Consider the following 9573-nt stretch of genomic DNA (forward strand, 5'->3'; position numbering starts at 1 on the left):
AGGCGGCGCGGGACCCTCCGCCCGGGACGGCACCGGAGTCCTGCCGGGCCTCCCCCGCCGCGGGCACCCCGGGACGCGGCCGGGCCCCGCCCAGGGGCGGCACCCGCGCCGGGCCCGGGCCTCCGACGGGGCGGTACCGGCCGAAGCCGGCCGCCGCCCCGTGGCCGCGTCATTCCCCGCGCATCCAGCGCTCCATCACGCCGAGCAGGTAGTCGGGATCGACCGGCTTGGTGACGTAGTCGGAGGCACCGCAGTCGAGTGCCTTCTCCTTGTCGCCCTTCATGGCCTTCGCGGTCAGCGCGACGATCGGCAGAGCCGCGAACTGGGGCATCCGCCGGATCGCCGTCGTCGTCGCGTACCCGTCCATCTCGGGCATCATGATGTCCATCAGCACGACCGCCACGTCGTCGTGCTGCTCCAGCACTTCGATGCCCTCGCGTCCGTTCTCCGCGTAGAGCACCGAGAGGCCGTGCTGCTCCAGGGCGCTGGTGAGAGCGAAGACGTTACGGATGTCGTCGTCGACGATCAGCACCTTCTCGCCGCGGAACCTGAAGGACTTCCGGGTTTCCGGCGTCTGCGCGGCCTGGACCCAGTCCTCCTGCGCCGCGCTCTCCGCGTCCGAAACCGCCCCGGTCCCGGGCCGGTTGGGTGCGGGCAGCTCCGGACGGCGGCGCTGATCGCCGAGCGCCTGGCGCCGGCGCCGGAACACCCCCGCCGAGTTGGCCGGGTCGCCCAGCGGCGCGGAGTCGGCCGGGGGCGTGTACTCCCCGGTGCCGGAGGGCGGTTCGTAGGCGCCGGAACCCCCCTGCGGGTGCCCCTGGGCGGGAAGTTCACCGCGGCGCAGCGGAAGGTAGAGGGTGAAGGTGGAACCGCGGCCGGGCTCGCTCGCCGCGTGGATCTCCCCGCCCAGCAGCCGCGCGATCTCCCGGCTGATGGAGAGGCCGAGGCCCGTCCCGCCGTACTTGCGGCTGGTGGTGCCGTCCGCCTGCTTGAACGCCTCGAAGATCACCATCATCTTGCTGGACGCGATGCCGATCCCGGTGTCGGTGACCGAGAAGGCGATCAGATCGTCGGAGTCCCGCAGCATGCCCTGCTCCAGCAGGTTCTCCCTGATGGCGTTCGGCACGTCCGGTCCGGCCGGCCGGATCACCAGCTCCACCGCCCCGCTGTCGGTGAACTTCACCGCGTTGGAGAGCAGGTTGCGCAGCACCTGGAGCAGCCGCTGCTCGTCGGTGTGCAGGGTGGCGGGCAGTTCGGGCGAGACGCGTACGGAGAAGTCGAGCCCCTTCTCCGCGGTGAGCGGCCGGAAGGTCGCCTCCACGTAGTCGACCAGCTGGACCAGCGCGATACGGGTCGGGCTGACGTCCATCTTCCCCGCCTCGACCTTGGAGAGGTCGAGGATGTCGTTGATCAGCTGGAGCAGGTCGGAACCGGCCCCGTGGATCGTCTCGGCGAACTCCACCTGCTTGGGGGAGAGGTTGCCCTCGGCGTTGTCGGCGAGCAACTTGGCAAGGATCAGGAGGGAGTTGAGCGGAGTGCGCAGCTCGTGCGACATGTTCGCCAGGAACTCGGACTTGTAGCGCATCGAGACGGCGAGCTGTTCGGCGCGTTCCTCCAGGATCTGCCGGGCCTCCTCGATCTCGGTGTTCTTCACCTCGATGTCGCGGTTCTGCCGTGCCAGCAGCTCGGCCTTGTCCTCCAGTTCGGCGTTGGAGGCCTGGAGGGCCTTCTGCCGGTTCTCCAGCTCCTCCGAGCGGTCGCGGAGCTGCTCGGTGAGCTCCTGCGACTGCTCCAGCAGCTTCTCGGTCCGGGTGTTGACGCTGATGGTGTTGACACTCGTCGCGATCATCTCGGCGAGCTGGTTGAGGAAGTCCCGCTGGATCTGGGTGAACGGCTGGAAGGACGCCAGCTCGATCACCCCGAGGACCTTGCCCTCGAAGAGCACCGGCAGCACGATCACATGGGCCGGGGGCGCCTCGCCGAGTCCGGAGGAGATCTTCAGGTATCCGGGCGGCGCGTGGTCCAGCTGGATGGTCTTCCGCTCCGCCGCGGACTCGCCGATGAGTGACTCGCCGGGCCGGAAGGAGGTCGGCATGGAGCCCGCCGAGTAGCCGTAACTGCCGCGCATCCGGAGCTCGTACGCGCCCTCGGCGCTGCTGTCCGCGCCCACTTCGTCGTTGTCGCCCGCGCCCATCGCCAGGAAGAACGCGCCGTGCTGGGCCGAGACCACCGGGGTGAGCTCGCTCATGATCAGCGAGGCGACGTCGTCCAGATCGCGTCGGCCCTGCATCAGGCCGGAGATCCGGGCGAGGTTGCCCTTCAGCCAGTCCTGCTCCTTGTTGGCGAGGGTGGTGTCGCGCAGGTTGGCGATCATCGTGTTGATGTTGTCCTGCAGCACCTGGATCTCGCCGGCCGCGTCCACGTCGATCTTGAGGTTCAGGTCGCCGCGCGTCACCGCGGTGGCCACGGCCGCGATGGCCCGCACCTGCCGGGTGAGGTTGCCCGCCATCTCGTTCACCGACTCGGTGAGGTCGCGCCAGGTGCCGTCGACGTCCCGCACCCGCGCCTGGCCGCCGAGTTGGCCTTCCGTACCCACCTCGCGGGCGACCCGGGTCACCTGGTCGGCGAAGGACGACAGCTGGTCGACCATCGTGTTGATGGTGTCCTTGAGCTGCAGGATCTCGCCCTGCGCGTCGATGTCGATCTTCTTGGTCAGGTCGCCCTTGGCGATGGCCGTGGTGACGGTCGCGATCTGCCGCACCTGTCCGGTGAGGTTGGAGGCCATCGAGTTCACGGACTCGGTGAGGTCCTTCCAGGTCCCCGACACCCCCGGGACCCGCGCCTGCCCGCCGAGGATGCCCTCGGTACCCACCTCACGGGCCACCCGGGTCACCTCGTCCGCGAACGAGGAGAGCGTCGTCACCATCGTGTTGACGGTGTCGGCCAGTTCGGCGACCTCGCCCCGTGCCTCGACGGTGACCTTCTTCGTCAGGTCGCCGTTGGCCACCGCCGAGGAGACCCGGGAGATGTTCCGCACCTGGCTGGTCAGGTTGTTGGCCATCAGGTTGACGTTGTCACTGAGGTCCTTCCAGATGCCCGTCGCGCCGCGCACCCGGGCCTGGCCGCCGAGGATGCCCTCGGTACCCACCTCACGGGCCACCCGGGCGACCTCGTCGGCGAAGTTCATCAGCTGGTCGACCATGGTGTTCACGGTCGTGACGAGTTCGAGAATTTCGCCCTTGGCGTCGACGGTGATCTTCTTCGACAGGTCGCCCTTGGCCACCGCGGTCGTGACCTCGGCGATGTTCCGCACCTGGAGGGTGAGGTTGTTGGCCATGCCGTTCACGGACTGGGTGAGGTCCTTCCACGTACCGGAGACCCCCTGCACCTCGGCCTGACCGCCGAGGATGCCCTCCGTACCGACCTCGCGGGCCACCCGCGTCACCTGCTCGGCGAAGTTCGAGAGCTGGTCCACCATCGTGTTGAGGGTGTTCTTCAGCTCCAGGATCTCGCCGCGCGCGTCCACGTCGATCTTCTGCGACAGGTCACCGCGCGCCACCGCCGTGGCGACCTGCGCGATGTTGCGGACCTGGGCGGTGAGGTTGCCGGCCATGCCGTTCACCGAGTCGGTCAGGTCGCGCCACACTCCGGCCACGCCGGGCACCTGCGCCTGGCCGCCGAGGCGCCCGTCCGTACCGACCTCGCGGGCGACCCGGGTCACCTGTTCCGCGAAGGCGGAGAGCTGGTCGACCATCGTGTTGATGGTGTTCTTCAGTTCCAGGATCTCGCCGCGCGCGTCCACGTCGATCTTCTGCGACAGGTCACCGCGCGCCACCGCCGTCGTCACCTGGGCGATCTGGCGTACCTGGTCGGTGAGGTTCCCCGCCATGAAGTTGACGGAGTCGGTGAGTTCCTTCCACGTACCGGAGACGCCGTCGACGCGTGCCTGGCCGCCGAGCATGCCCTCCGTACCGACCTCGCGGGCCATCCGGGTCACCTGGTCGGCGAAGGAGGACAGCTGCGCCACCATCGTGTTGACGGTGTTCTTGAGCTCCAGCATCTCGCCGGCCACGTCGACGGTGACCTTCTGCGAGAGGTCGCCGTTGGCCACGGCGGTCGTCACCTGGGCGATGTCCCGCACCTGTCCGGTGAGGTTGCGGAACGCCGTGTTGACGGAGTCGGTGAGGTCCTTCCACGTGCCGGCGGCGCCGGGTACCTCGGCCTGGCCGCCCAGCCGGCCCTCCACGCCGACCTCCCGCGCGACCCGGGTCACCTCGGAACCGAAGGACTGGAGCTGGTCCACCATCGTGTTGACGGTGTTCTTCAGCTCCAGCATCTCGCCGGCCACGTCGACGGTGACCTTCTGCGACATGTCGCCGCTGGCCACCGCCGTCGTCACCTGGGCGATGTCGCGCACCTGGGTGGTCAGGTTGCGGAAGACGGTGTTGACCGAGTCGGTCAGGTCCTTCCACGTCCCCGCGGCGCCGGGCACCTGCGCCTGGCCGCCGAGCAGACCCTCGCCGCCGACTTCGCTGGCGACCCGGGTCACCTCGTCCGCGAAGGTGCGCAGCGTCTCGGTCATCTGGTTGATCGTCTCGGCGAGCTGCGCGACCTCGCCGCGCGCGCTCACGGTGACCTTCTGCGACAGGTCGCCGTTGGCCACCGCCGTGGTGACCTCGGCGATGCCGCGCACCTGGTTGGTGAGGTTGCCCGCCATGGTGTTGACGGAGTCGGTGAGGTCCTTCCACACCCCGGCGACACCCGGCACGGTGGCCTGTCCGCCGAGCTCGCCCTCGGTGCCGACCTCGCGGGCGACCCGCGTGACCTCCGAGGAGAACGAGGAGAGCTGGTCCACCATCGTGTTGACGGTGTTCTTCAGCTGGAGCATCTCCCCGGCCACGTGGACCGTGACCTTGCGCGACAGGTCGCCCTTGGCCACCGCCGTCGTCACCAGCGCGATGTCTCGCACCTGGGCGGTGAGCCGGTACGCCATCGTGTTGACGGAGTCCGTGAGGTCCTTCCAGGAACCGGACATGCCGCGCACCTGCGCCTGGCCGCCCAGCTTGCCCTCGGTACCCACCTCGACCGCGACCCGCGTCACCTGCTCGGTGAACGCCGACAGCTGGTCGACCAGGTTGTTGACCGTACGGGCGACCTTCAGGAACTCGCCGCGCAGCGGCCGTACCGTCTCGTCCGCGGTGTGGGAGCGCAGCTCCATCCGCTGGTCGAGGTCGCCGTCGGCCACCGCGGACAGCACCCGGCCGACCTCGGAGACGGGCCGCGCGAGGTCGTCGACCAGCTCGTTGGACGCGTCGATGGCGGCGGCCCAGGAACCTTCGCAGGCTCCCGTCTCCAGCCGCTCGGTGAGCTTGCCCTCGCGGCCGACAACCCGCCGGACACGCGCGAGTTCACCCGTGAGGTGGAGGTTGCGGTCGGCCACCTCGTTGAAGACGGCCGCGATCTCCGTCAGCGGTCCGTCCCCGGAGACGGTGAGCCGCCTGCGGAAGTTGCCGTCGCGCATCGCGAGGAGGGCGGAGAGCAGTCTGCTGAGAGCCGCCGCGTCCACCTCGACGGTTCCTTGGCGCTGTTTTTTCACGGGCTGTCCGCCTCTTGTACGCGTGCTTGAACCCCGCGCCGCCACGTCAGACTCCACCGTGTCCCTCCCGCAGGGTTGACCGTTTCGCTCGGGATTATTCTGGGAGCCTTCCCAGTTCCGAGCTACCTCACCGCCACAGCACACCGTCGACGGGTGCCCATGGAAACGCCAAATCCTTGAAACGTACCAGGCCGGAGCCCGCCCGCGGGCACCGATGGGATTCGTCACCCCACCGACACCCGCTCCACCCCGCCGTCACACCGGGCGGTATCCCGGCGGAGCCCCTCCCGCGCGCCCGCGTACGCCCATTCCGCTCGTCCGGGGTGAAGTCCGGCCTCGTGTACCCGGCGGCCCCGGCGAGCGTCTAGCCTGGCTGAGGGCCGTCCGGTGGTTCGTCGCGCGTCCGCCAGGGACCGCGGGACAGCTGTCGGGGCGAATCGAAGCTGCGAGATACGGGCACTGGACTCGGGGAAGCGACGCGACACCATATGGGGAGTGCAGTGATCACCGCGCGGGCGGCCGCCACCTTCGAGCCGGCCGGTCGCTCGGTAGCGACAGCCCGTGCCTTCGTCAGGGACACGCTCCAGGGATGGGGCTACACCGACGTCATCGACGACGCCGTCGTGCTGACCAGCGAACTGGTGACCAACGCGGTCGTGCACGCGGGCACCGCCGCGGACGTCCTCTGCCTGCGCGCGGAGGACGGCGTACGCGTCGAGGTCGCCGACCACTACCCGGAGCGTGAAGTCCCGCTCCTGAGCACCGCGGTCGACTTCGGCAGCCCCGACCGGGAGAGCGGCCGGGGGCTTCTGCTCTGCGCCGCACTGGCCTCCCGCTGGGGCGTGGAGTACACCCCCACGCGCAAACACGTCTGGTTCCAGCTGGATCTGCCCGACCGGCCGGTGGGCATCCGCTCCGCCGGTCCGCTGCTGCCCGTCGAGAGTCTGCCGGTCGCCGACCGGCGCATCCGGGTCGCCGTCGTGCAGACCGACATGTCCGGTGCCGTGGCCTCCTGGAACGAGGACGCCTCGTTCCTCTTCGGGTACGCCCCCGAGCAGGTCGTCGGCAAGCAGCTCACCGAGTTCGCCGCCTGGCCCCAGACCCCCGGCACCAGCACCGGCATCGTCGCGGCCCTCCAGCTCTCGCGCTGGGAGGGCAGTTACGGCTTCCGGTGCGCGGACGGCCGGGTCGTCCCCGTCTACGCCTCGCACCTGCGGGTCCGGGACACCGGGGGCACTCCGTCCACGGTCTGCCTGATGGTCCGTGACGACGAGCGCGCGGTGCTGCAGAGCCCGGTGCGGGCCCCGGTCACCGACACCGGCGAGAGCCGCTCGGCGGACCCCTTCGAGGTGTTCATCGGCTCCCCCGCCCCCGACGACCTGGACGGCCTGCTCCAGCGCACCGTGGAGCGCGCGCGGGACATGCTCGATGCCGACGCCGCTTTCCTGCTGCTGGCCACGGACGACGAGACCGAACTCGAGGTCCGTGCCACGACCGGGCTGCCGTCCGCCCGCCAGCGCTTCGCCCGGGTCCCCGTCGAGGCGGGAGCGGGCCGTTACGGCTCCGCCCGGATGCCGGCCGTCCACGAGGACCTGACGGCCGTGGAAGGTGCCGTTCCGCTGTTGGGCGGCACGGGGATGCGCTCGGTGGTGACGGTCCCGCTGAAGGTGGAGGGCCGGCTCACCGGATCACTGGGCGTCGCGGCCGAGGCGGCGGGCCGGTACACCAACGAGGAGGCCCTGCGCCTCCAGTTCGCCGCCGACCGCATCGCGCTCGCCGTCGAGTCGGCCCGTCTGGGCGAGCTGGAACGGCTCCGCAGAGGCTCTCTCTCCTTCCTCGTCGAGGCGTCCGACCTGCTGGCGGGGACGCTGGACCGGGACCAGACCCTGGCCCTCATGGCCCAGATGACCGTCCCGACCCTCGCCACCTGGTGCGCCGTCTACACCATCGCCGACCCCGCTTCGGAGCCGTTCCTCTCCTACGTCCTGCACGAGGACGAGGATCTGATCGACGGGCTCAAGGCCCTGTTGTCCCGCATCGATCCGCCCGAGCCGGTGCCCTCCCCGGGCGCCCGGGTGTGGGGCGCCCCGACCAAGGCAGCCCACGAGGCCGCGCTGCGCACGTCGATGCGGAGCCTGAGCGACGACGCCCCGCTGAGCATGGCGAACTCCACCCGCACCACCCTCGCCACGGCCGCCGCGGTGGGTGGGGAGACGGTCGTACTCCCCCTCGTCGCCCGCAACCGCGTCATCGGCATGCTGACGCTGGGGAAACCGTCGGACGACCACTTCCGCCAGGAGATCCTGGAGCTCGCCGAGGACCTGTCCCGCCGGGCCGCTCTCGCCCTCGACAACGCCCGCCTCTACTCCGAGCGGACGGCCATCAGCCAGGCGCTCCAGCGCAGCTTGCTGCCCCCGAGCCAGCCGGTGGTGCCGAACGTCGAGATCGAGGTCATCTACCGCGCGGCCGGCGAGGGCAACGAGGTCGGCGGCGACTTCTACGACGTCTTCCCGATCCGTGACGGTGTCTACGGTTTCGCCATCGGCGACGTGTGCGGTACCGGCCCCGAAGCCGCGGCCGTCACGGGCCTCGCCCGGCACGCCCTGCGTCTGCTGGCCCGCGAGGGCTTCGGCGGCCCCGCGGTACTGGAGCGGCTCAACGCGGCCATCCTCGACGAGGGTTCCCGCAGCCGCTTCCTCACCCTCCTGTACGGCGAGCTGCGTCCCCAGGAGGACGGCAGCGCCCTCCTGAAGGTCGTGTGCGCCGGCCACCCCCTGCCGCTGCGTCTCCGTCAGGACGGCACCGTCCAGGCAGCCGCCGAGCCTCAGCCTCTGCTCGGCGTCATCGAGGACCTGGAGCTGTACGAGGAGGAGGTCACGCTCGCCCCGGGTGACGTCCTGCTCTGTGTCACGGACGGCATCACCGAACGCCGTGAGGGGACCCGCATGCTCGGGGACGACGGCTTGGCGGAGGTCCTGGCCAACTGCACAGGGCTGACGGCCGGTGCGGTGGCCGCACGGGTCCTGCGGGCCGTGGAGCGGTTCGCGGCCGAACCGGCCTCGGACGACATGGCCATCCTCGCCATGCGCGTACCGGAGCCGCAGACCATCTGATCCGGAAACTGCCCCGGGCCGCCTTTCGGCGGCCCGGGAAGGATCGGGAGGGGTTCGGAAAGCAAGAAGGCCCCCACCGAATGGTGGGGGCCTTCTTCTTCACTGAGCCCCAATGCGGAATCGAACCGCAGACCTTCTCCTTACCATGGAGACGCTCTACCGACTGAGCTATTGGGGCTTGCTGCGCTCTGCTGTGCAACGAGATAAGCATACCCCAGTTCCGGGGTCTCCAGAACCACCTGCCACGCGGGACCCGAACAGTCATGAGAACCCGTCAGAACCCGTCACAGGCCGTCGGCTTCTCGCGTATTCGTGCCCAGGCTTCTCGGTGCTCGCTCTCGGTGCGCGCCACAGGAAGCAAGCGCTCCCGCGGCCCGTCTCGGGCCGCCCGGTGGGCCTGGTGGACCGAGACGGCCGGGTGGACCGGGCCGACGGGCCGAGACCGCCTGCTCACCGGTCCACACCTGTCTGCCCGCACGTCCATCCATCTGTCCGTCCCACCCGCGCCGCCTGCCGGCCCCCAGCAGGGACGGCCGCGATATCCCGTAAACGCAGAAAACCCCCGTGCCACAAGGCACGGGGGTCTCCCGGAAAAATTGTTCGGCGGCGTCCTACTCTCCCACAGGGTCCCCCCTGCAGTACCATCGGCGCTGAAAGGCTTAGCTTCCGGGTTCGGAATGTAACCGGGCGTTTCCCTAACGCAATGACCACCGAAACACTATGAAATTTAACCAACCGGATATCAACACGGCAGTTGTTATTTCAGAACCAACACAGTGGACGCGAGCAACTGAGGACAAGCCCTCGGCCTATTAGTACCAGTCAGCTCCACCCGTTACCGGGCTTCCACATCTGGCCTATCAA

Annotated in this window: 2 protein-coding genes, 1 tRNA gene and 2 rRNA genes; 1 reads left to right on the top strand and 4 read right to left on the bottom strand. The window is 69.7% G+C overall.

The genetic code is table 11. From position 1 onward, the window contains the following. Positions 1-169: 169 nt before the first annotated feature. A complete protein-coding gene (locus ACFZAX_RS02700; RefSeq protein WP_390958358.1) occupies positions 170-5596 on the bottom strand; it encodes a HAMP domain-containing protein in 5427 nt (1808 codons plus the stop codon). Positions 5597-6084: 488 nt separating this feature from the next. Here ACFZAX_RS02700 and ACFZAX_RS02705 point away from each other — a divergent pair, with 488 nt between their 5' ends. Then, positions 6085-8709 carry a SpoIIE family protein phosphatase gene (locus tag ACFZAX_RS02705; RefSeq protein WP_390958360.1) on the top strand — a complete coding sequence of 875 codons (2625 nt, stop codon included), beginning with the start codon at positions 6085-6087 and terminating at the stop codon, positions 8707-8709. 105 nt (positions 8710-8814) lie between these two features. Here the strand turns inward: ACFZAX_RS02705 and ACFZAX_RS02710 are convergent. From ACFZAX_RS02710 to ACFZAX_RS02720, 3 genes are all read right to left on the bottom strand, one after another. Beyond that, positions 8815-8887, bottom strand: a tRNA-Thr gene (locus ACFZAX_RS02710). A 420-nt stretch (positions 8888-9307) separates the two neighbouring features. Next, positions 9308-9424 (bottom strand): 5S ribosomal RNA (gene rrf / locus ACFZAX_RS02715). A gap of 77 nt (positions 9425-9501) precedes the next feature. After that, positions 9502-9573, bottom strand: a 23S ribosomal RNA gene (locus tag ACFZAX_RS02720); the annotation flags it as partial.

It is taken from the genome of Streptomyces sp. NPDC008125, assembly GCF_042957125.1.
Taxonomy (GTDB): domain Bacteria; phylum Actinomycetota; class Actinomycetes; order Streptomycetales; family Streptomycetaceae; genus Streptomyces.

Coding starts and splice junctions, on each gene's coding strand:
- ACFZAX_RS02705 (WP_390958360.1), top strand. CDS start 6,085: ATGGGGAGTGCAGTGATCACCGCGCGGGCGGCCGCCACCTTCGAGCCG.